General features: G+C 67.9%; 24 protein-coding genes. 15 read left to right on the top strand and 9 right to left on the bottom strand.

Annotated features, from left to right (window positions below):
* Positions 1 to 62: 62 nt before the first annotated feature.
* A complete protein-coding gene (locus AC3ANX_RS15225; RefSeq protein ID WP_488334104.1) occupies positions 63 to 3,476 on the bottom strand; it encodes an acyl-[ACP]--phospholipid O-acyltransferase in 3,414 nt (1,137 codons plus the stop codon).
* A gap of 122 nt (positions 3,477 to 3,598) precedes the next feature.
* Here AC3ANX_RS15225 and AC3ANX_RS15220 point away from each other — a divergent pair, with 122 nt between their 5' ends.
* Complete coding sequence (locus AC3ANX_RS15220) at positions 3,599 to 4,201, top strand: TetR/AcrR family transcriptional regulator (protein ID WP_488334103.1); 603 nt, start codon at positions 3,599 to 3,601, stop codon at positions 4,199 to 4,201.
* 221 nt (positions 4,202 to 4,422) lie between these two features.
* Here the strand turns inward: AC3ANX_RS15220 and AC3ANX_RS15215 are convergent, their stop codons facing one another.
* From AC3ANX_RS15215 to hflK, 3 genes are all read right to left on the bottom strand, one after another.
* Complete coding sequence (locus tag AC3ANX_RS15215) at positions 4,423 to 5,970, bottom strand: Do family serine endopeptidase (RefSeq protein ID WP_488334102.1); 1,548 nt, start codon at positions 5,968 to 5,970, stop codon at positions 4,423 to 4,425.
* A gap of 98 nt (positions 5,971 to 6,068) precedes the next feature.
* Positions 6,069 to 6,932, bottom strand: a complete 864-nt coding sequence (hflC, locus tag AC3ANX_RS15210; protein WP_488334101.1) for a protease modulator HflC — start codon at positions 6,930 to 6,932, stop codon at positions 6,069 to 6,071.
* Positions 6,929 to 8,074, bottom strand: a complete 1,146-nt coding sequence (gene hflK / locus AC3ANX_RS15205; protein WP_488334100.1) for a protease modulator HflK — start codon at positions 8,072 to 8,074, stop codon at positions 6,929 to 6,931. The genes hflC and hflK overlap by 4 nt, the downstream gene beginning before the upstream one ends.
* A 71-nt stretch (positions 8,075 to 8,145) precedes the next feature.
* Here hflK and AC3ANX_RS15200 point away from each other — a divergent pair, with 71 nt between their 5' ends.
* From AC3ANX_RS15200 to AC3ANX_RS15185, 4 genes are read left to right on the top strand one after another with little or no spacing between them, the layout of a single operon-like run.
* A complete protein-coding gene (locus tag AC3ANX_RS15200; RefSeq protein WP_488334099.1) occupies positions 8,146 to 9,111 on the top strand; it encodes an Mrp/NBP35 family ATP-binding protein in 966 nt (321 codons plus the stop codon).
* Positions 9,111 to 9,539 (top strand): CoA-binding protein, encoded by a 429-nt coding sequence (locus AC3ANX_RS15195; protein WP_488334098.1) that lies wholly within the window; start codon positions 9,111 to 9,113, stop codon positions 9,537 to 9,539. The genes AC3ANX_RS15200 and AC3ANX_RS15195 overlap by 1 nt, the downstream gene beginning before the upstream one ends.
* A gap of 34 nt (positions 9,540 to 9,573) precedes the next feature.
* Positions 9,574 to 9,906: a PilZ domain-containing protein gene (locus AC3ANX_RS15190; protein WP_488334097.1), complete on the top strand. Its 333-nt coding sequence runs from the start codon at positions 9,574 to 9,576 to the stop codon at positions 9,904 to 9,906.
* Between the two features lie 59 nt (positions 9,907 to 9,965).
* A complete protein-coding gene (locus AC3ANX_RS15185; RefSeq protein ID WP_488334096.1) occupies positions 9,966 to 10,319 on the top strand; it encodes a hypothetical protein in 354 nt (117 codons plus the stop codon).
* Between the two features lie 219 nt (positions 10,320 to 10,538).
* Here AC3ANX_RS15185 and AC3ANX_RS15180 read toward each other — a convergent pair whose 3' ends face one another.
* The 3 genes from AC3ANX_RS15180 to AC3ANX_RS15170 all read right to left on the bottom strand — a co-directional run bounded on the left by AC3ANX_RS15180 (position 10,539) and on the right by AC3ANX_RS15170 (position 14,326).
* Positions 10,539 to 11,606: an aspartate-semialdehyde dehydrogenase gene (locus AC3ANX_RS15180; protein ID WP_488334095.1), complete on the bottom strand. Its 1,068-nt coding sequence runs from the start codon at positions 11,604 to 11,606 to the stop codon at positions 10,539 to 10,541.
* A 345-nt stretch (positions 11,607 to 11,951) separates the two neighbouring features.
* Positions 11,952 to 13,238 carry a homoserine dehydrogenase gene (locus tag AC3ANX_RS15175; RefSeq protein ID WP_488334094.1) on the bottom strand — a complete coding sequence of 429 codons (1,287 nt, stop codon included), beginning with the start codon at positions 13,236 to 13,238 and terminating at the stop codon, positions 11,952 to 11,954.
* Between the two features lie 134 nt (positions 13,239 to 13,372).
* Positions 13,373 to 14,326 (bottom strand): isopenicillin N synthase family dioxygenase, encoded by a 954-nt coding sequence (locus tag AC3ANX_RS15170; protein ID WP_488334093.1) that lies wholly within the window; start codon positions 14,324 to 14,326, stop codon positions 13,373 to 13,375.
* 107 nt (positions 14,327 to 14,433) lie between these two features.
* Here AC3ANX_RS15170 and AC3ANX_RS15165 point away from each other — a divergent pair, with 107 nt between their 5' ends.
* From AC3ANX_RS15165 to AC3ANX_RS15150, 4 genes are all read left to right on the top strand, one after another.
* Positions 14,434 to 15,711, top strand: a complete 1,278-nt coding sequence (locus AC3ANX_RS15165; protein ID WP_488336967.1) for a multidrug effflux MFS transporter — start codon at positions 14,434 to 14,436, stop codon at positions 15,709 to 15,711.
* A gap of 81 nt (positions 15,712 to 15,792) precedes the next feature.
* Positions 15,793 to 16,140 carry a DNA primase gene (locus tag AC3ANX_RS15160; RefSeq protein WP_488334092.1) on the top strand — a complete coding sequence of 116 codons (348 nt, stop codon included), beginning with the start codon at positions 15,793 to 15,795 and terminating at the stop codon, positions 16,138 to 16,140.
* A gap of 141 nt (positions 16,141 to 16,281) precedes the next feature.
* On the top strand, positions 16,282 to 16,983 hold the full coding sequence (locus tag AC3ANX_RS15155; RefSeq protein ID WP_488334091.1) for a hypothetical protein: 702 nt from the start codon (positions 16,282 to 16,284) through the stop codon (positions 16,981 to 16,983).
* A 26-nt stretch (positions 16,984 to 17,009) separates the two neighbouring features.
* Positions 17,010 to 17,345: a DMT family protein gene (locus tag AC3ANX_RS15150; protein WP_488334090.1), complete on the top strand. Its 336-nt coding sequence runs from the start codon at positions 17,010 to 17,012 to the stop codon at positions 17,343 to 17,345.
* On the opposite strand, the gene AC3ANX_RS15145 is transcribed toward AC3ANX_RS15150, so the two are convergent.
* A complete protein-coding gene (locus tag AC3ANX_RS15145) occupies positions 17,301 to 17,519 on the bottom strand; it encodes a hypothetical protein (RefSeq protein ID WP_488334089.1) in 219 nt (72 codons plus the stop codon). The genes AC3ANX_RS15150 and AC3ANX_RS15145 overlap by 45 nt on opposite strands.
* A gap of 70 nt (positions 17,520 to 17,589) precedes the next feature.
* Here AC3ANX_RS15145 and AC3ANX_RS15140 point away from each other — a divergent pair, with 70 nt between their 5' ends.
* Positions 17,590 to 18,297, top strand: coding sequence for a Crp/Fnr family transcriptional regulator (locus AC3ANX_RS15140; protein WP_488334088.1), 708 nt, complete (start codon positions 17,590 to 17,592; stop codon positions 18,295 to 18,297).
* A 24-nt stretch (positions 18,298 to 18,321) separates the two neighbouring features.
* On the opposite strand, the gene AC3ANX_RS15135 is transcribed toward AC3ANX_RS15140, so the two are convergent.
* Positions 18,322 to 19,002, bottom strand: coding sequence for an RBBP9/YdeN family alpha/beta hydrolase (locus tag AC3ANX_RS15135; protein ID WP_488334087.1), 681 nt, complete (start codon positions 19,000 to 19,002; stop codon positions 18,322 to 18,324).
* A gap of 197 nt (positions 19,003 to 19,199) precedes the next feature.
* Between AC3ANX_RS15135 and AC3ANX_RS15130 the strand changes: the two genes are divergently transcribed.
* The 5 genes from AC3ANX_RS15130 (at position 19,200) to AC3ANX_RS15110 (ending at position 22,306) form a co-directional block, all read left to right on the top strand.
* Positions 19,200 to 19,937 carry a TlyA family RNA methyltransferase gene (locus tag AC3ANX_RS15130; protein ID WP_488334086.1) on the top strand — a complete coding sequence of 246 codons (738 nt, stop codon included), beginning with the start codon at positions 19,200 to 19,202 and terminating at the stop codon, positions 19,935 to 19,937.
* A gap of 100 nt (positions 19,938 to 20,037) precedes the next feature.
* Entirely contained in the window at positions 20,038 to 20,595 is a 558-nt protein-coding gene (locus AC3ANX_RS15125) for a TspO/MBR family protein (protein WP_488334085.1), read from the top strand.
* Positions 20,596 to 20,621: 26 nt separating this feature from the next.
* A complete protein-coding gene (locus tag AC3ANX_RS15120) occupies positions 20,622 to 20,885 on the top strand; it encodes an accessory factor UbiK family protein (RefSeq protein ID WP_488334084.1) in 264 nt (87 codons plus the stop codon).
* 111 nt (positions 20,886 to 20,996) lie between these two features.
* Positions 20,997 to 21,497 (top strand): type III secretion system chaperone family protein, encoded by a 501-nt coding sequence (locus AC3ANX_RS15115; protein ID WP_488334083.1) that lies wholly within the window; start codon positions 20,997 to 20,999, stop codon positions 21,495 to 21,497.
* A 53-nt stretch (positions 21,498 to 21,550) separates the two neighbouring features.
* On the top strand, positions 21,551 to 22,306 hold the full coding sequence (locus tag AC3ANX_RS15110) for a pyrroline-5-carboxylate reductase family protein (RefSeq protein ID WP_488336966.1): 756 nt from the start codon (positions 21,551 to 21,553) through the stop codon (positions 22,304 to 22,306).

Raw genomic sequence — 22,306 nt, 5'->3', positions numbered from 1 at the left:
GAAAGACGTTACGGCGTCAGCATGGTTTCAGTTCCGTGAATTTGTGCATCTGCGAAGAGGTGTCACGTCTTTGCATTAGTCTCGCCCGATGCCATCGCGCCCATCGTGACGTAATCGGTCTTGCCAGTGCCGAGCACCGGCAGCGCCTCGACTGTGCGAATGTCGCGCGGGATCGCCAGTTCCGCCACACCGTTGGCGCGGCCCCAAGCCTGCAGATCGGCGACCTTGGCGTCCTTCTGCGTGGTGAACAGAACGAGTTGCTCGCCCTTCTTGGCGTCGGGGCGCGTCACCACCGCGTGGGCAGCATCGGGCCAGACCGCCGCCACATAGCCTTCTACCGCCGGCAGCGAGACCATCTCGCCGCCGATCTTGGCGAAGCGTTTGGCGCGGCCCTTGATAGTGACGAACCCGGCCGCGTCCACATCGACGATATCGCCGGTGTCGTGCCAGCCGCCCTCGGCCGGTTGCAGCACGCCCGGTTTGTCCGCCTTGAGATAGCCCGCCATCACGTTCGGCCCGCGGATCGACAGTTTGCCGCCGCCCTCGATGCCGGGCACCGCGTTGAGCTTGCCCTCGATATTGGGGAGCAGCCGCCCGACGCTGCCGGTCTTGAAGTGCATCGGCGTGTTGACCGCGATCACCGGCCCCGCCTCGGTCGCGCCATAGCCTTCGAGGATGCGCAGCCCGAACTTCTCCATCCAGGCCTTGCGCGTCTCGTCCTTCACCCGCTCCGCGCCGGCGACGACGTAGCGCATCGAATAGAAGTCGTAGTTATGCGCCATCCGCGCATAGCCGGCGAGGAACGTATCGGTGCCGAACAGGATCGTGGCGTTCGCATCATAGGCGAGCGCGGGCACGATCCGATAGTGCAGCGGGTTGGGATACAGGATCGTCTTCACTCCCGACAGGATCGGCAGCAGCACGCCGCCGGTCAGCCCGAAGCTGTGGAATACCGGCAGCGCGTTGAGCACGATGTCGGAGCCGTTGAAGTCGATCCGCGCGCCGATCTGCGCGCAGTTGGCGAGCAGATTGCGGTGCGTCAGCACCACGCCCTTGGGCAGCCCTTCCGAGCCGCTGGTGAACAGGATGACGGCGGGATCGGTCGGCGCGATGCGGCGGCGCGCCTGCGCGCGCTCGGCGAAGTGCGAGGCGACCAGCGCGCGCAGCTTCGCGCCGGTGCCGATGCCGGCGCGCACGTCTTCGAGGTAGCGCACGGCGATCCCCTCGGCGGTAAGCCCCTCGATCACCGCGCCGAGCTTCGCCTGTTCGACGAAGGCGCGCGCGGTCACCACCGTGCGCACCTCGGCGGCTTGGCACGCCGCCTTCAGGTTGGCGAGCCCGGCGGTGTAGTTGAGCATCGCCGGCACGCGGCCGATTGACTGCAATCCGAAGAACGTCACCACCACCGCCGACACGTTGGGCAGCAGCACGCCGATGTTTTCGCGAGGCTTGGTGCCGGGTTCGAGCGCACGGCCGAGCGCGATGCTGCCGGTGACGAGGCGGGAGTAGGTGAGGGGGTGGCGCTGCACATCCTCGACCACCGGCTTCTTCGCGCCGCCGAGGTGGCGCGCGTCGAGCAGCGCCGCGAACAACGTGCGGTCGATATGCGAGGTCGCGAAGATCATCCCGCTCATCTGGTCGTAGAGTTCGCGTCCCGCGGCGGCGCGACGCTGACGCGCGGTCATCTCGCCCTCGATGTGGAAGCGGCGCGGCGGCAGCACGATCAGGCTGATCTTGGGGAACATCCGCAGCCGCACCTTGCCGCGCAGGTATGAGAAGGGCGTGAACTGCGCGCCGTCGATCCGCACCGGCACGATCGGCGCGTCCGCCTTGTCGGCGACCATGCCGGGGCCGTCGAACACCTTCATCAGCGCGCCCGTTACGGTGATGCGGCCTTCGGGGAAGATGACGAGCGTATTTCCCTCCTTCACGCTCCGCACCATCGCCTTGGCCGACATCGGGTTGGTCGGATCGACCGGAAAGGCGCGGAACAGCTTCAGCGCGGGCGCCATCCACCAGCGCTTGGTCACCTCGGTATGCACCGCGAACACCGGCTTGCCCGGCAGGAACACCGCGAGCAGCAGCCCGTCGAGCCACGACACGTGGTTGACCACCACCACCGCGCGCTCGCCCGGCTGCGGCATGTTCTCCGCGCCCTGCACGTCGACGCGGTACAGCAGTTTGAGGCCTGCGCGCATTACCGCCTTGATGACCGTCTCGGGCAGCAGCCAGCACGAGATCAGCGCGACCGCGAGCGTGGAAAAGCCGAGCGTGCCGATCGTACCGGGCACGCTGGTGCCGGTGCTGGCGAGCAGGGTGATCGCGCCGACCAGCAGCACCGTGACGACACCGTTCATCACGTTGTTCGCCGAGATGACGCGCGAGCGTTCCTCGGGCGCGGTGAAGGTCGAGATGATCGCGTACAGCGGCACCACGAACATGCCCCCGCCGAACGCGGTGAGCGCCAGCGCGACTATGACGTGCCAGCCCTGCGGATCGGCGATGAACTGCGCAATGCCGGTCGGTCCGGTCGCGACGAACCGGTCGGTGGCGATCCACAGGTCGATCAGGCCCGCCGCCATCAGCAACGCCGCAGTCGGCACGTATCTGGCGGAAACCTCACCCTTGAGCAGCCGGTTGACCGCGAGTGAGCCGACGCCGATCGCGACCGAAAAGATGACCAGGAACAGATCTACGACATAGGCCTCGCCGTGGATCTGGTCCTTGACCAGGATCGGAACGTCGGTCGCGACGAGGCCGCCCACCGCGAAGAACCAGCTGATGCCGAGCACGGCCAGCCAGATGCCGCGACCCTTGGTCGCCGTGCGCAGGATGTCCCAGGTGCCGCGAACGATGTTGTAGTCGATACGGTGATGCTGACCCGATGGCGGTGCCGCCGGAATCGCCAGCGCCGCGACCAGACCGATCACCGCGCAGCCCATCGCGATGCTCGCCGCGATCGCCGGAGCGACGTTGCCGCCGAGCAACTGGCCGGCGAGGATCGCGAGGAACGTGCCGGCCTCGATCAGCCCGGTGCCGCCCATCATCTCGTTTTCACGCAGGTGCTGCGGCAGGATCGAATATTTGACCGGCCCGAAGAACGTCGAATGCAAGCCAAGCATCAGCAGCGCCGCGAGCAGCAGCCACACCGACGACAGCCAGAAGCCCGCCAGCGCCACCGCCATGATGCCGATCTCGAACGTCTTGATGATACGGATCAGCCGGCCCTTGTCGATCGCATCGGCAATCTGCCCGGCGAGCGCCGAGAACAGGAAATAGGGCAGCATGAATAGCCCAAGCGCGATCGACGGCAGCAGTTCGGGATCGATCGGCGAGGCCGTGCGACCGAGGCCATAGGTCGCGAGGAAGATCATGCCGAAGCGGATGACGTTGTCGTTGAACGCCCCGAAGAACTGCACGACGAACAGCGGGCCGTAGCGGCGCTTGGCGAGGAGCGAGAAATCGGGTGCCGACATTGTCACCTCCAACGGGGCGGATGCGCTTTCGTTGCCGGCGCGGTGCCGACGATCGTATGTCGCACAGAAATGAGCGGTGTTCAATATAAAAATTCGACAGCGTTCAATTTTTGGCGTACACGATGGAGATGGGCCGCCGATCCGACCATAGCCGCGCAGAGCTTGAGGAACTGATACTCGGCCACGCGCACGCGCTGATGGCGGAAGTCGGCTTTCAGGCCTTCTCCGCGCGCGAGGTGGCGAAGCGGATCGGCTATTCGATCGGGACGATCTACAATGTGTTCGGCAGCCTTGATCGGCTGGTGCTGGCGGTCAACAGCCGCACTTTTCTTGCCTGGGCCGCGCTGATCCGTGCGCGGCTGGAGGCAGCAGGCGCGGACCGGATCGCCGCGCTGGTCGAGGGCTATTTCGACTTCGCCGAGGCCAATCCGAAGCTTTGGATGGCGATCTACGATCACCGTCTGGCCCCCGATGCACCATTGCCCGAGGAGTACCTGCGCCAGCGTGCCGAACTGACCGGGCTGGTCGAGGCGGAGGTGGCGGCGGTGCTGCCGCGCGCGCGGCGCGGCGCGGCGGCGGCGCTGGCGCGATCGATGGTGGCGATGGTGCATGGGCATTGCATGTTCGCGCTCAACGGCACCTTCGCATTGCTGGGGGAGACCGATGCGAGAGGTGCGGCACTGGCGCGGGTGCGTGAGGTGCTGGCGGCGCAGCACCGGCCGTAATCGTGGCTCATGTGCTCCCGCGAAGGCGGGAGCCCAGGCTAGGTTCCCGCCTTCGCGGGAACGCAAGGGTTTAGAGAGGGAGGTGTTAAACGCACGTCGCCCCGGCGCAGGCCGGGGCCGCTGCGTAATGAGGCGATTCTCTCACACCAAACACAGCGGCCCCGGCCTGCGCCGGGGCGACGGCGTGCGCCGCCACCTGCTCAGGTGGCGGCGAGTATCGCTTACTTCTTCAGCTTGATCGCCACGAACAGCGCCGGCATCCGCCCGCGTTGCACGTACAGCGCGACCTGCTCCCGGCCCTCGCGCTTGGCCTGCGCGATCACCGCGGCCAGCGCTGCCGGCGTGGTGGTCGGCGTGCCGTTGGCGGAGATGATGACATCACCGCGCTTGAGCTTCTGGCCCGCGTCGCTCGCCGGATCGGTGGTCGAGATCACCACGCCCTGCACCGACGAATCGATGTTGAGGCTGCGCGCGATCGCCGGGGTGAGCGTCTGCACCGTCACGCCAAGCGCGTTGGCCGAGGCCGAAGGTGCGTTCTGCTGGCCGTCGTCGTCACCGCCGAGCGCATCGTCGTCATCGTCGCCCCCGACCTTGGCGGCGAGCGCGTCTTCCGACGGGCGCGTGCCGATCACCGCGTTGACCGTCATCGGCTTGCCCTGGCGGATGATGCCGATCGGCACGCGCGTGCCCGGCGTCACGTTGGCGACGAGGTAGCTCAGCGACTGATCGGGCGTGACGTCCTTGCCGTTCACCGAGGTGACGACGTCGCCAACCTTGAGCCCGGCCTTGGCCGCGGCTTCGTTGGGCTCGATCGAGCGCAGGATCTCGCCGTGGTTCTTCTGGAGGCCCAGCGCCGAGGCGATATCGTCGTCGATCGGCTGCGGGCCGACGCCGAGGTAGCCGCGCGCGATCTTGGTGCCCTTCATCAGCTTGTCGATGACGGGCTTGGCGTCTTCCGCCGGAATCGCGAAGCCGATGCCGATGTTGCCGCCCGACTGGCCGGCGTAGATCTGCGAGTTGATGCCGATCACCGCGCCGGTCATGTCGAACATCGGGCCGCCCGAATTGCCCTGGTTGATCGCCGCGTCGGTCTGGATGAAGCGATCGTAGGCGCCGCCGCCGGTGACGCGGTGCAGCGCCGAGACGATGCCCGCCGTCACGGTCGAGCCGATGCCGAACGGATTGCCGATCGCGATCACCCAGTCGCCGACGCGCGCGCGGCTCGAATCGCCGAACTTGACGAAGGGCAGGTTGGTCGCGTCGATCTTGAGCAGCGCGAGGTCCGAGGTCGGATCGCGGCCGATCAGCTTGGCCTTATATTCCTTGCGATCGATCATGATCGCGGTGATCGAGTCGACCGTCGCCCCCTTCGCGCCGGGCGCGACGACGTGATTGTTGGTCACGATATAGCCGTCGGGCGAGATGATGAAGCCCGAGCCGAGCGAGGTCGCCTCGCGCGTGATCGGCGCGCCGCCCTGGCCCTGGCCCTGGCCGCCGCCCATCTGCCCGAACAGATCGCCGAACGGCGTGCCTGCGAACGGATTGGCGGGCTGTTCGACCTTGATGTGCTGGCTGGTCGAGATGTTGACCACCGCCGGCTGCAACTTGGCGACCATGTCCGCAAAGCTCATCGGCGCGCCGGCGCGCGGCACGGTCGCAGCGATCGCGCCCGGTTCGTTCTGCGCGGTCTGCGCGGGCGGTTCTAGCGCGACGGCGGCTGCGGTGCCGCTGAGAAGGATGGCAGCAGTAATGGCGTAAGCGTATCGCACGTGGGTTGATTCCTTCCGTGTGCCTTAGTGGGGCAACGCGCCGACCTTAGCTAAGGTTGCTGAACGGTGATTGAATATGAACAAGCGGAAAGACGCGATCAACGCCGCCCCTGAAACTCTTTCAGATACGCATTGTCGGGCGACAGCACCATCGACGTCTGCCCCTTGGCACTATCGCCAAAGGTATAACGGTACGACTGCATCGCGCGGTAGAAATCGTAGAAGTCGGGGTCTTTGTTGAAGCTTTCGGCATAGATCTGCGCGGCGCGGGCATCCGCCTCGGCACTGATGATCTGCGCGGTCTGCTGGCCCTTCGCCTGGATGGTGAGCGCTTCCTGTTCGCGCGCGGTCTTCATCCGGTCGAGCGCGCTTTGCAGCGGTGCGCCGTCAGGCAGGTCGGCATGCTTGATCCGAACGTCGACGATCTGCACGCCGTATTGCGCGGCGAGGCGTTGCAGGCCGGCCTGGATGTTGTCCATCACCTGACCGCGCTCGGGGCTGAGCAGAGCCGCGAACGGCCGCTTGCCGAGTTCGTTGCGCAAGGCCGAGCTGAACAGCGGCTGGAGCTGGTCGATTACGCGCTGTTCGGTGACGGAGGTGCTGCCGGTCGACACCACCGCCTTCAACGGATCGACGATGCGGAAGCGGGCATAGGCGTCGACCTCGAGCCGGAGCTGGTCGGTCGAGAGTACCGGCTGGTTCTCCAGATCGACGTCGAGCACGCGCTTGTCCACCCACACGATCCGGTCGATGAACGGGATGCGGGCGACGAGGCCCGCGCCCGAGCGGCCGAACACCTCATGCGGCTGCCAGCGGTTGATCGCCCCGCCGACGGGTTGCTCAAAGCGCAGGATCACCGCCTGCTTGGTCTCGGGCACGATCGCGAAGGTGCTGGCGATCAGGATCAGTGCGAGCAGCACGACGATGCCGATCGCGATCGGGTTGCGGAGCGAGCGCGTCACTGGGCGTCTCCCTGCGCGGGCACGGGCGTTTGCGGGGCGGTCGTCTGCACGTCCGGAACGCGGCGCGCGTTGCCGGGCAGCGGCAGGTACGGCACGACGCCCGGCGCCTCGATGATCGTCTTGTCGCTGCGCGCCATCACCTGTTCCATCGTCTCATAATACAGACGCTTGCGCGTCACCTCGGGCGCGAGCTTGTACTGGGCGTAGATCACGTCGAACGCCGCCGCGTCGCCCTGCGCGAGCGCGAGCTTCTGCTGCGCATAGCCGCGCGCCTTGTTGATGTTGCCTTGCGCCTCCTGCTGCGCGGCAGATACCTTCTTGAACGCCTCGACCACCTGTTCGGGCGGCTGCGCGCCCTTGATCGCGACGCCCTGGATGCGGATGCCGGCATTATAGCTGTCGAGGATCGCCTGCATGTTCTGCTGGACCTTGACCTCCATCGCATCGCGGCCCGAGCCGATCGCATCGTCGAGCGTGGCGTTAGCCATTACCGCGCGCATCGCGCTCTCGGCGGTGGCGCGCAGCGTCGATTTGGGATCGGCGATCTGGAAGACGTAATCCTGCGGGTTGCTGATATCCCAGCGCACCGAATAATCGACATCGACCACGTTCTGGTCGCCGGTCAGCATCAGGTTCTCGCCACCATTCTCGGGAAAGGTGTCGGTCTTGATCTCGCGTACGTCGACCTTCATCACGGAGTTGAACGGCGCGGGCAGCGTCAGGCGGATGCCGGGCTCAAGCGTGCCGGCATAGCGGCCGAAGAAGGTGACGACCGCGCGCTGCTGCGGGCCGATCGCGTGGATCGAGGTGAACGCGATCCACATCACCACGATGATGGCGACGCCGATCAGCCAGAGCGTGCCTGCGCTCGGCGTGCCGGGAATGCGCGGACGGCCACCGCCGCCCGATCCGCCGCCACCGCCACTCCGCGCGCGCTTGATGAACTCGTCCAGCGCGCTCGGCCCCGGGATACGCCGGCCGCCGCCGCTGCCCGGCTGCGGCGCCCACGGATTGCGCGGGCCCTTGCCGTCGTCGCCGCCGCCGCCCGAACCCCCGCCGGAACCGGAGCCGCCGCCCCACGGGCTCTTGTCGTCGCTGTTGAGGAGAGGGGGACGCTGGAACCAGCCCGTAAGGATCGTCATCACACCTCTATAGGTACGGGTTTGCGCGAAAAATAGTGCCAAGCGGCCGTAACGACCCTATCTGCCCGGCGATGACCGATCCAGCCCTGTTGAATGCCGCCCTCGCGCCCGTCGCCGGCACCCGCGCCACCGCCCGCGTGGAGGACACCCGCGCCAGCATCATCCTCGACGTGACCGGCCTCGCGCCCGAGGAACACGAACCGCTGGAGGCGCGGGTGCGCGCCGCCGCGCTGGCGGTGCGGGGAATCGAGACGGTGCGCGTCGCGCTCACCAGCCAGCGCACGCGCCGCCTGTCGATCGCGGTGGCGAGCGGCAAGGGTGGGGTCGGCAAATCGACCGTCTCGGCCAATCTCGCGATCGGCTTGCAAACGCGCGGGCGGCGGGTCGGGCTGGTCGACGCCGATATCTACGGCCCGTCGCAGCCCAAGCTGATGCGCGTCGAGGGCAGCAAGCCGACAGCGCAGGACAAGGTACTGCAACCCGTGACCACTCCGTTCGGGGTGCCGCTGCTGTCGATGGGGATGCTGGTCGCCGCCGATCAGGCGATCGCGTGGCGTGGGCCGATGGCGGCGGGGGCGCTCGGCCAGTTGGTCGATGCCAACTGGGGCAATGCCGATACTCTGGTGCTCGATCTGCCGCCCGGCACCGGCGACGTGCAGCTCACCATGATCCAGAAGCACCGCCCCGCCGGCGCGGTGATCGTCTCGACCCCGCAGGATCTCGCGCTGATCGACGCTCGCCGTGCGATCGACCTGTTCGCCAAGGCGGGCATCCCGATCATCGGCCTCGTCGAGAACATGGCGGGCTACGCCTGCCCGCATTGCGGCGAGGTGTCGAACCCGTTCGGGCAGGGCGGCGCGGAGGCGGCGGCGCGCGAACTCGGCATCGCCTTCCTCGGCCGCATCCCGCTCGATATCGCGATCCGCACGGGTTCGGACGCAGGCATGCCGCCCGCCGCCGGGAACGGTCCCGAAGGTGCCGCGTTCGGATCGATTGCCGACGCTGTGGTGCGCTGGATCGAAACGGAGGCAAGCTGATGCCGATCACCGATGATGCAGGGATCAAGGCGCTCCTCGAGGAAACGCGCACCATCGCCCTGGTCGGCGCGTCCGACCGGCCGAGCCGCCCGTCCTGGGGGGTGATGAAGCGCTTGCAGGATCACGGCTACCGCGTGATCCCGGTCAACCCGCAGATCACCGGCGAGCATATCCACGGCGAGTTCGTGTTCCGCGATCTCGATCAGCTTGGCGACCCAATCGACCTTGTCGATATCTTCCGCAACTCGGCCGCCGCCGGCGACGCGGTCGACGACGCCATCCGCATCGGCGCGAAGGCGGTGTGGATGCAGTTGGGCGTCGTGAACGAAGCCGCCGCCGCGCGCGCCGAGGCGGCGGGGCTCAAGGTGGTGATGGATCGCTGCCCGGCGATCGACATTCCCCGGCTCGGCGTCGCGCCGGTGGCGTGAGGATTCGTTAACCCTCGCGCGCTATGCTGATCCGATGGAAGAGCAGGACACCAATCGCAGCGAAACGCGCGCCGCCGCCCGCAGCACGGTGGCGATCCGCGCGCAGGTGCGGATGATGGGGACCGACAAGCTCGACATCGACGTGACCGACCTGTCGTGCACCGGCTTCCAGATCGAGACGATCTACCGTATCCAACCCGGCGCGACGATCTGGCTGAGGATTCCGGGCATGGCCGGGCTCGAGGCGACGGTGAAGTGGAATCGCCGCCATTTCTACGGCTGCGCGTTCGTGCGCCCGCTGCATGCGGCGGTGTTCGACCATATCGTCGCGCTCGCCGCGCCGAAGCGGGCCGCCGCCGCGCGTTGACGACGTTCTGCGGCGGGTTCATCGTCGCTGCCTGATCCCGATTCGTCCGTGAGGCTGCAATGGCGATCGCGCTGCTCCTGCTGCTTGCCGCACCCGATACGCCCGCCGCTGCCGCCATCGCCACCTATGAAAGCCTGACCCGGGCGACGCCCGCGTGCGGGCGCCCCGATGGTGACGATGTCGTGGTGTGCGGCCGCCGCGCCGCCGATCGCTACCGCGCGCCGCTTGTCGAGCATGATCCCGGCGACCCGATGTACGAAGGCGTCCCCGCCGAGCGCGAGCGGCTGTTCGCGCGCACCAACAATTGCCAGGAGAAGTCGCTTTTTCTCGTCGGCTGCGGCTCCGGCGTTGGCGTCACCGCCAGCACCGCCAGCGGTGTCCACCCGAGCGGCGAGCGGCCGCTCGCGCCGTAAGCATCTGGGCGGCGGCGAAGGGGCACGCCCTTCGACTTCGCTCAGGGCGAACGGTTGGAGGCGAGCGCGCCGCATACATTGATGGATTCGAGATCGTAAGAGCTGCCGGTTGCTCCCAGCTAAGGAGGAGGGCGGGAGTATGTGTCCGTTCCTCTCTCCCGTTCGTGCTGAGCGAAGTCGAAGCACGTGCCCGCACGCGACCTCGCCCAGCTCGTTCCGTTACGCGGCGACGCGCTGCTCGGCCGCCTGTTCGAGCAGCACCTCGGCGATCTGCACCGCGTTGAGCGCGGCACCTTTGCGCAGATTGTCGCCGGTGACGAACAGCGACAGTCCGTTCGCCACGGTCGGATCGGGGCGCACGCGGCCGACGAACACCGCGTCCTTGCCGGTGGCGGCGAGCGGGTTGGGCACCGCTACCAATTCGACGCCGGGGGCGCTCCGCAGCAGCCCGTTCGCCTCGCTCACCGAGATCGGCCGTTCGAACGCGACGTTGATCGACAGCGAGTGGCCGGTGAACACCGGCACGCGCACGCACGTCGCCGAGACGGCGAGATCGGGCAGGTCGAGGATCTTGCGGCTTTCGTCGCGCAGCTTCAGCTCCTCCTCGGTATAACCGTCCTCGACCAGCACATAGTTGAGCGGCACCACGTTATAGGCGATCGGCGCCGCCCACTTGCGCGGCACGCCGAGCTTCACCGCGGCCCCGTCCTGCGCGAGCGTGGCGCAGTCGGCCGCGCCCGCGACGATCTGCTCCTCGAGTTCGCGCACACCCTCCATGCCGCCGCCCGACACCGCCTGATAGGTGCTCGCCACCAGCCGGGTGAGGCCCGCCGCATCGTGGAGCGGCTTGAGCACCGGCATCGCCGCCATCGTCGTGCAATTCGGGTTGGCGACGATGCCCCTGGGCAGATGCCGCAGCGCGTCGGGGTTCACTTCGGCGACGACCAGCGGGACCAGCGGGTCGCTGCGCCATGCCGAGCTGTTGTCGATCACCACCGCGCCTGCGCCTGCGACTTTCTCCGCCAGCGCCTTCGATGTGCTGCCCCCGGCCGAGAAGAACACGATGTCGAGCCCGCTGAAATCGGCGGTCGCCGCATCCTCCACGGTGATCGCGTTGCCCTTGAACGGCACCGTCGTGCCGGCTGAGCGCGCCGAGGCGAACAGCCGCAGCGCGGTGAGCGGGAAGCGGCGTTCGGCGAGCATGTTCAGCATCATGCTGCCGACGAGGCCGGTGGCACCGACGATCCCCACGGCGAGGCGATCGGGCGAGGGGCGGAAATTGGTCATGGGTACGCGTCTCCTGTCTGTGCGGAGGCGCGGGGTTCGATGGTCCTGTCGATCAAGGCCGCCCCGCGTATCCGCGGGGCTGTGTCCGGATGGGCTTGAGGTTAGACCTTCAGCACGACCGGACCGCCCCGCAAAAGCGGGTCGGCTTGGTGCTAATGGTTTTGGCCATCATGGACATGGGGTGCCCCGATAGCGGGGCGATTGCCCGATGTAAACAGGCTCTCGTCGCTGCTGCGCGGTGGCCCCCATCCGTGTTCCCGCGCAGGCGGGAACCCAGCACCCCTCGCACTGGCAGTCGCAGCGTCTGGCGCTCTGGGCTCCCGCCTGCGCGGGAGCACGACGGGACTATTCGAGGATGTGCATCCACAGCGGCTGGCCGGTCAGGCTCTGCGAGCCGCGCAGCCGCTCCAGCGCCTGCTCGATCGCGCGCTCGGGTGCATCGTGGGTGACGATCGCGACCAGCACGCTGCCGTCGGCGTTCGCGCCGCGCTGGATCAGGCTCTCGATCGAAACGCCGGCGTCGCGCATCGCCGCGGCGATCTCGGCCAGCACGCCGACCTTGTCCGCCACCGCGAAGCGCACATAGGCGCGCCCGCGCCGCTCGCCCGAATCCGCCGCGCCCTGCGCCGCCAGCGCGGAGGAGGGCATGGCGAAGGCCGGCCCGAACTCGCCGCGCGCGATATCGATCAGGTCGGCGACGACGGCCGAGGCGGTCGGCCCGTCGCCCGCGCCCGCGCCCTGGAACAGCAGGCGGCCGACGTAATTGCCTTCCGCCACCACCGCGTTGGTCGCGCCGGTGACATGCGCGAGCGGATGGCTGATCGGCACCAGATGCGGGTGAACGCGCTGGAACAGCCCGCCCGGCCCATGATCCGCAAGTCCAAGCAGCCGCACGCGGTAGCCGAGCGCCGCGGCTTCCGCGATATCGGCGGCGAGAACGTGGCGAATGCCGCTGGCGGCGACATCACCGAACGCGGGCTGCGTGCCGAACGCGATGCTGGCGAGGATCGACAGTTTGTGCGCGGCGTCGATGCCGTCGATATCGAAGGTCGGGTCGGCCTCGGCATAGCCGAGCGCCTGCGCCTCGGCGAGCACATCGGCGAAGTCGCGGCCTTCCGCCTCCATCTTCGACAGGATGAAATTGCAGGTGCCGTTGAGGATGCCGTACACCCGGCCGATCGCGTTGGCGGCCGCGCCCTCGCGCAGTCCCTTGATGACCGGGATGCCGCCCGCCACCGCCGCCTCGAACTTCAGCGCCGCGCCGGCCTGTTCGGCGGCGGCGGCGAGTTCGAGACCGTGATGGGCTATCATCGCCTTGTTGGCGGTAACGAAGCCCTTGCCCGCCGCCAGCGTTCGCCGCGCGAGCGTCAGCGCGGGGCCGTCCGACCCGCCGACCAACTCGACCACCACATCGACCTCACGCGAGGCGAGCTCGGTCGTGTCGTCGACCCATTCGAAGCGGGAGATATCGACCCCGCGATCCTTGCCGCGATCGCGCGCGGACACCGCCACGATCTCGATCGGGCGCCCCGCACGCCTGGCGATCAGCGCGCCATTTTCGTCGAGCAGGCGAATGACGCCGCCACCAACGGTGCCGAGGCCAGCGAGCGCGATACGGAGCGGTTGAGTCATGTCGTCTTCCTGATCGTCACCCCGGACTTGTTCCGGGGTCCACCGTGCCGCGCCCGCTTCGAGCGGAAGCGCGCGACAGCAATGGATGCGCTAGACGATCGGTGGATGCCGGAACAAGTCCGGCATGACGAAATCTATTTCTTCACCAGCCCGATCTCGACCAGCCGCTCGTGCAGGTAATCGTGCGAGGAGATCGGCGTCGGATAGCGGTCGGGCCGTTCGGCGGTGATGCAGCCGGGCAGCGTCTCGATCAGGAAATCGGGGTTGGGGTGCAGGAAGAACGGCATCGAATAGCGCGACACGCCGCGCCGCTCGGGTGGGGGGTTGACGACGCGGTGGCTGGTCGAGGGCAGGACGTGGTTGGTCAGCCGTTGCAGCATGTCGCCGACGTTGACGACCAGCGCGCCCTCGGGCGGCTTGACGGGCAACCAGCGGCCATCACGGTCGAGCAGTTCGAGCCCCGCTTCCTCGGCGCCGAGCAGCAGGGTGATGAGGTTGATATCCTCATGCGCGCCCGCGCGCACGCCCTCGGCATCGACCGGGATCGGCGGGTAATGGAGCAGCCGCAGGATCGAATTGCCGTTCGCCACCGCAGGATCGAACCAGTCGGGCGCGAGCTTCAGGTGGCGCGCGATCGCCGAGAGCAACCGGTCGCCGGCACGGTCGAACGCGGCAAACAGCTGGAGAAACGTGTCGCGGAACCCCTCGGGCCGGTCGGGCCAGACGTTGGGGGGCATCCGGTCGGACAGCGGATGACCTGCAGGCAGGTCGCGGCCGACGTGCCAGAACTCCTTGAGATCGACCGCCGACGCGCCCTTGGCGATCTCGGTCTTGAACGGCGTATAGCCACGCTGGCCGCCGCCGCCGGGCGCGAAGTAGCGGCGCTTCTCGTCTTCGGGCAGCGCGAAGAACGCGGCGGTTTCGGCCCAGCCGCGCGCAATCAGATCGGCGGGAATGCCGTGATCGGCGATCACCGCGAAGCCGAACCGCTCGAACGATCCGCCCAGCGCGGCGGCGAAACCTTCGGGGTCGCCATCGCCTTGCGCGAGCGAAAGCGTCGGGATCGAGGAGAGCGGAGTATCGAGCATCGTTGGTCTTCCGTGGCCGTTTCCCCCAACATAGGCGTGGCGGGCGTGTGCCAGCAAGGTTCGTGGGCGGCGAAGGGCGCGCCGGGTGCTGCGTGCGTTCGCGGGCGATGCGCTTGCGCGTGACCCGGGCGGCGATGTCGGGCATGGCGCGGGCAATGTCGATCGAATCGCCTCCTGCCACGCCCAATTCCGCGCCGATCCCCTTCTACGAGTTCGTCGCGCTGGTCGCCGCGCTGATGTCGCTCGGCGCGTTCGGCATTGATTCGATGCTGCCCGCGCTGCCCGAGATCGGCCGCCGGCTCGGCGCGGACAGCGTCGGGGAACGCACCCTCGTCGTCACCGTGTTCGTGGTCGGCTTCGGGCTCGGCCAGCTCGCACAGGGGCCGTTGACCGATCGGTTTGGGCGGCGGCCGGTGCTGATCGGCGGGCTGCTCGGCTATATCGTGTGCTGCCTGCTGGCGGGTCTCGCCGGCAGCTTCGCGCTGCTGCTCGCCGCGCGTTTCGTCGGCGGGCTGGCGATCGCGGCGGGGCGTGTCGTCACCGTGGCGCTGGTGCGCGATTGCTTCACCGGCCGCGCGATGGCGCAGGTATCGAGCCTCGCCTTCATGGTGTTCATGGCCGCCCCGATCCTGGCGCCGAGCGTCGGCCAGCTCATCCTGCTCGCCGGTTCGTGGCGGCTGATCTTCGAGGTGATCGCCGGGCTTACGCTGCTGGTGCTGCTGTGGTTCGCGCTCCGCATGCCCGAAACGCTCGCCCCTGCGAACCGCGTGCCGCTGTCGGTCGCGCAACTGCTGCGCGGCTGGCGGCTGACGCTGACCGACCGCGCATCGCTCGGCTATCTGGTCGCCGGGCTGATCGTTCAGGGTGCACTGTTCGGCTATATCGGACTGATCGAACCGATCATGGAAAAGGTGTTCCACGCACAGCATCTGCTCGGCCCGGTGTTCGCCGCGTCGGCGGGCACGATGGCGGTGGCAAACCTGCTCAATTCCCGGATCGTGATGCGCGTCGGCATGCGGCGCATCTCGCAGGCGGCGCTGGTGGTGATGGCGCTCGCGGCGGCGGGTGGCCTCATCGCCGACCAGCTCGGCGCGGAAAGCCTGATCCTGTTCGTTGTGCTTCAGGCGACCGCGATGGCGGGCTATGGCCTTGCCGGATCTAACATGTCGGCGATGGCGATGGAAAATATGGGCGCGATCGCGGGCACTGCCGCGAGTCTTCAGGGGGCGCTCGTCGTCACCGGCGGCGCGGTGCTCGGCTCGTTCGTGGCGAGCTTCTTCGACGGCACGACGACCGCGCTCCATGTCGGCTTCCTGCTCGCCGGCGTGCTCGGCCTCGGCATCGCCGCGATCGTCGAGCGCGGGCGGCTGTTCCGGCCGAGCTGATTTTCGCTTGGAGCCGGAACCGACGCCGGGTTGTGATGTTCGCCTCCTATCCCGCGCCTCCCGCGCGGCAGGAGAGCTACGATGGCGATCAGCGGCGGATACAAGGTGCCCGGCGAAGGCCCGGGCGACGACGGGTATGACGAGGAAGGCTATGACGAGAGCCAGCGTGCCGAGATCCTCGAGGCGACCAGCGGTGGCCCGACCGACGGCGCGATCCTGACCGACCTCGAACCCGACATCGCGGACGATGATGATGAGGACGAGGACGATCTCAAGATGGGCGGCGACGAGATCGGCGAGGAGGATGACGACGCCGATCAGGACGAGGACGACCAGGACGAGGATTCGCTCCAGGAGGACTTCGACGACGACGATCTCGAGGATGACGACGATCTCGACGACAAGGACGACGCGGCGCTCAAGCCGTAACCGTGGAGGCGCGGCCGGCGATCGCCGGCCGCGCCCATTCCGTGGCATCGGCCGTTTGCAACGCCTGCGGAACGAAATATGCGGAACGGACCGTTCGGCCTGTCGTTGAACGGTCCTGCTTCCCAGGAAAGGTTCGTTTTAGTGCGCGTCACCGCTGTCCTGCCGTTGCTGCTACTCGCGGTCGCCTGTTCGCCGCGCACCGATGCCGGCGTGAACAACAGCGTCGATATCGACGCCGCGGCCGAGCGCGCGCAGGACAGCATCAACGCATATCACCCCGAGGCGGTCGGCGACGATGATGCCAATGCTGCCGCCTCGGCGACCGATCCGCTGCCGTCGCCCACGCCGACGCCCACCGGCAATGTGCCGCAAGGGCTCGACGAGCCGCTCGCGCCGCCCCCGCCGGGCGCACCGGGTGGTCTGCCCGACGATCGCACACCGATCGCGGAAGGTCCGTTCGCACCCGACAGCGCGCAGGGTGCGGCGCAGGTCGTCCAGCAATATTATGCGCTGATCGGCGCGGGCAAATATGCGCGGGCATGGCATCTGTGGCACGGCGACGGCGCGGCGTCGCGGCAGACACCGGAGAGTTTCGCCCGCAATTTCGATGCGTTCAGCGAATATCACGCCAATGTCGGCGCGCCGGGCCGGATCGACGCCGGAGCCGGGCAGCGTTACATCACCGTGCCGGTGCAGGTCTATGCGCGGCTGAAGGATGGTCGCATGCCGTTCTACGAGCTCGGCACCGTAACGCTGCAACGCTCCGACGTGGACGGTGCGGATGCCGCACAGAAGGCGTGGCGCATCCAGCAGGTCGCGATGAAGCCGGTGCGCCGGAAGTAACGCTGCGCGGCGGCGGGGGGAGGATTATGCCGACGATCGCGCTGCTGATCGCGTCGAACTGCTTCATGACGATTGCGTGGTACTGGCATCTCAAGGGCGGGATGACCAAGCCGCTCTACGTGGTGATCGCGATTAGTTGGGGGATCGCGCTGTTTGAATATTGCCTTGCCGTGCCCGCCAACCGGCTCGGGTATGCGCACGGCTGGAGCGCCGGACAGCTCAAGGTCGCGCAGGAGGTGATTGCGCTGACCGTGTTCGGGATCTTTGCGGTGACGGTCCTGGGCGAGCCGCTCGGCTGGCGGCAGGCGGGCGCGTTCCTATGTCTGGTCGGGGCCGCCGCCTTCATGTTCGCCGGGCGGTGATGCCGCGTCCGGATGCTGGTGGCGTGCTTCCCGCGCGGCGAGGCGCAACGCCTGCGCGGTGCGCGTTGCCGCATCCGGCGTGAGCGAGACAGCCACGCCGTCAGGCCCATCGACAATCACCATGCCTTGCTCCGCATTCACTTCGGCTGGTGATTTTTCCGCCTGCTTGCTCATGGACGTGTCCTCCGATGGCGAATAACGTGCGCGGCGGGGGCAGCGTTCCGATGTGGGGTGAAGGCGGGCGATGATAACGCGATTGTTCTTGCAGGCGCATCGCACGCCGGTGCTCACGCCTGAACAGGTCGCGGTGCTGGAGGGCGCGGTCTCCCGCACTGCGGACTTCAACGCGCGGCGCATCATCGTGCGCCCGCAGGAGCCGCTCAACCAGTGTACGCTGCTGCTTGAGGGCTTTGTCGAACGCTACAAGGACACGCCCGAGGGCCGGCGCCAGATCCTTGCGCTGCACGTACCGGGCGATTTCGTCGATCTGCACAGCTATCCGCTCAAGCAACTCGAACACAGCGTCGCCGCGCTGACCCCGGTTCGGGTCGCGCTGTTCCCGCATACCGAGATCCGCGCGCGGACCGAACGCTCGGCGACGCTCACCGAACTGCTGTGGCGTTCGACGCTGATCGACGCGGCGATCAACCGCGAGTGGATCGTCTCGGTCGGAGCGCGAGCGGCGGCGGTGCGGATCGCGCATCTGTTCTGCGAGATGTACGTGCGGCTGGAGCGCGTCGGCATGGTCGACGGCGCCCGCTTCACGTTGCCGCTGACCCAGATCGACATCGCCGATGCGACCGGGCTGACCGCGGTGCACGCCAACCGCATGCTCCGCCAGTTGCGCGAGCGAAAGCTGATCGAGTTTCGCCAGGGAACGGCGGAAATCCTCGACTGGCCGGCGCTCAAGCGGTTCGCCGAATTCGATCCGGCCTATCTGTACCTCGACTGAGGCGGCACCCTGCCGCCTCAGTCCTCAGCCCGCCCGGTCGCCGAGATAATGCGTCTGCGCGGCGTCGGTCGCGTTGATCGCCAGGATCGAACGTGCCTCGCTGGGTGCACGCGGCTTGCCCTTGCGATCGGCGGCGGCGTGGACGACGCGATCGAGCAACTCGCGGCCCTCGTTCCACCAACCGATGCCGCTCGCCGCGTTGAGATGTCCCTGCGCGCCGGCATCGACGAAGTGGCTGCCCCAATCGACCGCAAGACTGTGCGCGCGATCGATGTCGATCCACGGATCATCGGTGCTCGCCACCACGATCGAGGGGAAGGGGAGCGGCGTGCGCGGTGCGGGGGCGAGCGCCTTCAATTCGCCTTGCGCGCCCGCGCGATCCACGTCGGCGGGCGCGACGAGCAAAGCGCCCGCGACCGGCCAGCCATAAGGCTGCGGGCTGAGTTCCGCCCACCACGCGACCGCGAGGCAGCCGAGGCTGTGCGCGGCGAGCACCACCGGCGCCTGCGCGGTGCGGATCGCCTGATCGAGCTTGGTCACCCAGGCGTTGCGATGCGGGGTGTTCCACATGCCGAGTTCGACGCGCACCGTGTCGGGCCGCGCCTCCTCCCACAAAGTCTGCCAGTGCGACGGCCCGGAGCCGCCAAGGCCCGGCACCGTCAGGATCGTCGGCTGCGTCGGGTCGTAATGCGAAAAGCTGCCCATTGTGCCTCTCCAATCTCTCAAGGAAACGTGGCCGTCCGTCGCTCTAGGGGGACGCCGTTCGACCACGCTTCCCAGCCGCCAAGATATTCCTACCGCTACGGGGGACAATAGCCGCTGCGCCGGAGCGAAGGCGGGTTGCGACGGCCCGAAATTCCCTGTGCCTTTGCGTCGGTGAAGCGCCGCTGTTAGGAGGCGAAATGCCGAAAATGCGTGCCGACCAGATGCTCGTCGATCGTGGACTCGTGGAGTCGCGTGCGCGGGCGCAGGCGCTCATCATGGCCGGGCTGGTGTTCGCGGGCACGAAGAAGATCGACAAGCCGGGGCAGGCGATCGCCGAGGACGTGACGCTCGACGTGCGCGGGCGCGATCACCCCTGGGTGTCGCGCGGCGGCATCAAGCTCGCGCATGCGCTCGCGCATTTCGCGATCGATGTGGCAGGTGCGGTGGCGATCGACGTCGGTTCCTCGACCGGCGGCTTCACCGACGTGCTGCTTAACGGCGGCGCGGCGCGCGTCTATGCGGTCGACAGCGGCACCAACCAGCTCGCGTGGAAGCTGCGCGAGGACGAACGCGTCGTCGTGCATGAGAAGACCAGCGCGCGCATCCTCACGTCCGCGCACATCCCTGAACCCGTCGACCTGATCGTGTGCGACGCCAGCTTCATCGGGCTCGCCAAGGTGCTCGACGTGCCGCTCGGCTTCGCAGCGGCGGGCGCGCGGCTGGTCGCGCTCATCAAGCCGCAGTTCGAGGCGGGGCGCGGTGAGGTCGGCAAGGGCGGGGTGGTGCGCGATCCCGCCGTCCACCAACGCGTCTGCACTGAGGTGTCGGACTGGCTGACCGCAAAGGGCTGGCAGGTCGATGGCCTTACCGAAAGCCCGATCACCGGGCCCGAAGGCAACGTCGAATTTCTCATAACGGGGCACTTGCCCGGCTGAACAGGCTCTGCGCGCGGAACTATGACGCACTGCGGCAATTGTGTTTCGAGGCCGCAATGATAAACGAAGCCCCTATTGCAGCGGGCGGAAGGACCGACGATTGAGCGAGATCGCGTCTAAGCAGCAGTTGAGGCTGGCGTTCCTGCGCTGGGCGATCGTGACGGTGCCGCTGATCCTGCTGCTCGGCTTCGTCTCCGCGCGGATCGCGCCGGCGGGCGACGATAACCGCTGGTATGCGGCCCTCGCCAAGCCATCGGTCAACCCGCCGGGGTGGGCGTTCCCCGTGGCTTGGACGATAATCTACGTGCTGATGGGGCTTGCGCTCGCGGTGGTGATCCATGCACGCGGATCGCGGTGGCGCGGGCCGGCGATCGGGCTGTTCGTCGTGCAACTGGCGCTCAACCTCATCTGGTCGCCGGTGTTCTTCGGCATGCACCGGATCGGCTGGGCGACCGCGATCATCGCGGCGATGCTGCTGGCGGCGATCGCGACGACGTTGCTGTTCGGGCGCGTCCGCACGCTGGCGGCGTGGCTGATGGTGCCGTATCTGGTGTGGATCAGCTTCGCGGGCGTGCTGTGCTGGCAGATCGGCCGGCTCAATCCGAATGCGGGAGCCATTGCGCCGACGTCCGGCAGTACCCAAGTGATAGATCTGTAATCCCTTTCTCACGGAAGTTTCGCATCATGCAGGCCGACAACAAGATTTTCGACGATTTCGTCAAGCTGATGAACAGCGCAGCGGGCACGATCGCGGGCGTCGGTCGCGAGGCCGAGGCGAGCGTGAAGGCACGCGCGAAGGAGTTCATGGGCGGGCTCGATTTCGTCAGCCGCGAGGAGTTCGAGGCGGTGAAGGCGATGGCGGCTGCCGCACGCGACGATGCCGATGCGCTGCGCGCGCGTATCGCGGTGCTCGAGGCGAAGGCCGCAGGCGCGGCGAGCGACGCCTGATCCCGAACTTATCCACAGCTTTATCGACAGGGGTGGGGGCAAGCACTTGTCCACATCCCTGTCGCGCGCCACGCTTGAGCCCAGCCCGCTCACGGCGTAAAGGCTAGGCATATGCTCGACGAAGCCGATTACGAACGCGACGACGCCGCCCCCATCGACATGCTCGAAAGCTATTTCGCGGCACATGGCTGGGATTACGAGCGGCAGGATGACGAGGTCATCGCCAAGGTCAAGGGAAGCTGGACGCAGTATGAGCTTCGCGCGCTGTGGCGCGAGGAAGACAGCGTCATCCAGTTCCTCGCCTTTCCCGACATCCGCGTTACCGACGATCGCCGGCCCGCGCTGTACGAGACGGTCGGGCTCATCAACGAACAGCTCTGGGTCGGCCATTTCGAACTGTGGTCGGCGAGCGGCATCCTGCTCTATCGCCACGCCGCGATGATCGATGGGGAGGGCGGCACGCTTTCGCTCGCCGCCGCCGAGCTGCTGGTCGAATCGGCGATCGACGAATGCGAGCGCTTCTATCCGGTGTTCCAGTTCGTATTGTGGGGCGGCAAGAGCCCCAAGGACGCGCTCGCCGCCGCGATGACCGAGACGCAGGGGGAGGCGTGAGCCTGTCCGCCGCCGCGCTGCCGGGCCGCATCCTGCTGGTCGGGGCGGGTAACATGGGCGGCGCGATGCTGCGCCGCTGGGTCGACGCCGGCATTGTCGCGGAAAATATCACCGTGCTCGATCCGGGCACGCCGCAGCTTCCCGAAGGCGTGCGGCATGTGACCGCGCTGGCGGACGACTATCTTGCCGACACGCTCGTCCTCGCGATCAAGCCGCAACAGCTCGACGCGTTCGTGGCCGCCGCACCGGGGCTCGCGCCACGGCTGCTGGTGTCGATTCTCGCCGGGGTCGAGGAAGCGTCGCTTGCCGCGCGGTTCGCAGGCGCGGGCGCGATCGTGCGCGCGATGCCCAACCTGCCGGTGTCGATCGGCAAGGGCGTGGTCGCGCTCCACGGCGCGGGCGACGATGCCGAGGCGCATTATGCCGCCGAGACGCTGATGCAGCCGCTCGGGCTGGTCGAATGGATTTCGGACGAATCGCTGTTCGACGCGGTGACGGCGCTGTCGGGCTGCGGCCCCGGCTTCGTGTTCCGCTTCGCGCAGGCGCTGGCGGAGGCCGGCGCGGCGCTCGGCCTGCCCGCCGATCAGGCCGACCGGCTGGCGCGCGCGACGCTCGAAGGATCGGGCATCATGGCCGCCGCCGCCGAGGAGAGCCCCGCCACACTCGCTGACCGCGTCGCCAGCCCCGGCGGGTCGACGCGTGAGGGGCTCAACGTGCTCGACGCGGACGATGCGCTCAAGACGCTGCTGCGCGAGACGCTCGCCGCGTCGGCCAGGCGCAACGCCGAGATGGCCGCCGCCGCGCGCTAA

This window comes from Sphingomonas sp. BRN-1R (assembly GCF_057748035.1).
The sequence above is the reverse complement of the archived record's forward strand: the minus strand, read 5'-3'. Positions and strand labels throughout refer to the sequence as shown.